Below are 1733 nucleotides of genomic sequence, written 5' to 3' on the forward strand. Positions count from 1 at the left end.
ACTGCTCTTTAACAATTTATCAGACAATCTGTGTGGGCACTCAAAGTGACATGGATTCTTAACGTCCTCGGACGAAAAATGAATACCAAGTCTCTGAGTGAACATACGTAATTCATTACGAAGTTTAATTCACGAGCATCAAACTTAAATTGAAGAGTTTGATCATGGCTCAGATTGAACGCTGGCGGCAGGCCTAACACATGCAAGTCGAGCGGTAGCACAGAGAGCTTGCTCTCGGGTGACGAGCGGCGGACGGGTGAGTAATGTCTGGGAAACTGCCTGATGGAGGGGGATAACTACTGGAAACGGTAGCTAATACCGCATAACGTCGCAAGACCAAAGAGGGGGACCTTCGGGCCTCTTGCCATCAGATGTGCCCAGATGGGATTAGCTAGTAGGTGGGGTAACGGCTCACCTAGGCGACGATCCCTAGCTGGTCTGAGAGGATGACCAGCCACACTGGAACTGAGACACGGTCCAGACTCCTACGGGAGGCAGCAGTGGGGAATATTGCACAATGGGCGCAAGCCTGATGCAGCCATGCCGCGTGTATGAAGAAGGCCTTCGGGTTGTAAAGTACTTTCAGCGGGGAGGAAGGTGCTGAGGTTAATAACCTCAGCAATTGACGTTACCCGCAGAAGAAGCACCGGCTAACTCCGTGCCAGCAGCCGCGGTAATACGGAGGGTGCAAGCGTTAATCGGAATTACTGGGCGTAAAGCGCACGCAGGCGGTCTGTCAAGTCGGATGTGAAATCCCCGGGCTCAACCTGGGAACTGCATTCGAAACTGGCAGGCTAGAGTCTTGTAGAGGGGGGTAGAATTCCAGGTGTAGCGGTGAAATGCGTAGAGATCTGGAGGAATACCGGTGGCGAAGGCGGCCCCCTGGACAAAGACTGACGCTCAGGTGCGAAAGCGTGGGGAGCAAACAGGATTAGATACCCTGGTAGTCCACGCCGTAAACGATGTCGACTTGGAGGTTGTGCCCTTGAGGCGTGGCTTCCGGAGCTAACGCGTTAAGTCGACCGCCTGGGGAGTACGGCCGCAAGGTTAAAACTCAAATGAATTGACGGGGGCCCGCACAAGCGGTGGAGCATGTGGTTTAATTCGATGCAACGCGAAGAACCTTACCTACTCTTGACATCCAGAGAACTTAGCAGAGATGCTTTGGTGCCTTCGGGAACTCTGAGACAGGTGCTGCATGGCTGTCGTCAGCTCGTGTTGTGAAATGTTGGGTTAAGTCCCGCAACGAGCGCAACCCTTATCCTTTGTTGCCAGCGGTCCGGCCGGGAACTCAAAGGAGACTGCCAGTGATAAACTGGAGGAAGGTGGGGATGACGTCAAGTCATCATGGCCCTTACGAGTAGGGCTACACACGTGCTACAATGGCGCATACAAAGAGAAGCGACCTCGCGAGAGCAAGCGGACCTCATAAAGTGCGTCGTAGTCCGGATTGGAGTCTGCAACTCGACTCCATGAAGTCGGAATCGCTAGTAATCGTAGATCAGAATGCTACGGTGAATACGTTCCCGGGCCTTGTACACACCGCCCGTCACACCATGGGAGTGGGTTGCAAAAGAAGTAGGTAGCTTAACCTTCGGGAGGGCGCTTACCACTTTGTGATTCATGACTGGGGTGAAGTCGTAACAAGGTAACCGTAGGGGAACCTGCGGTTGGATCACCTCCTTACCTTAAAGAACCTGCCTTTGTAGTGCTCACACAGATTGTCTGATGAA

The 1733-nt window shown here is 53.0% G+C and carries 1 rRNA gene; it reads left to right on the top strand.

Going from position 1 to position 1733, the window contains the following annotated elements:
- The first annotated feature begins 146 nt into the window (after positions 1-146).
- Positions 147-1686: ribosomal RNA gene (locus tag UTM25_RS21835) — 16S ribosomal RNA — on the top strand.
- The last annotated feature ends 47 nt before the right edge of the window (positions 1687-1733 follow it).

This window comes from Enterobacter sp. 61D5, assembly GCF_034107965.1.
In the GTDB taxonomy this organism is placed as follows: domain Bacteria; phylum Pseudomonadota; class Gammaproteobacteria; order Enterobacterales; family Enterobacteriaceae; genus Enterobacter; species Enterobacter cloacae_M.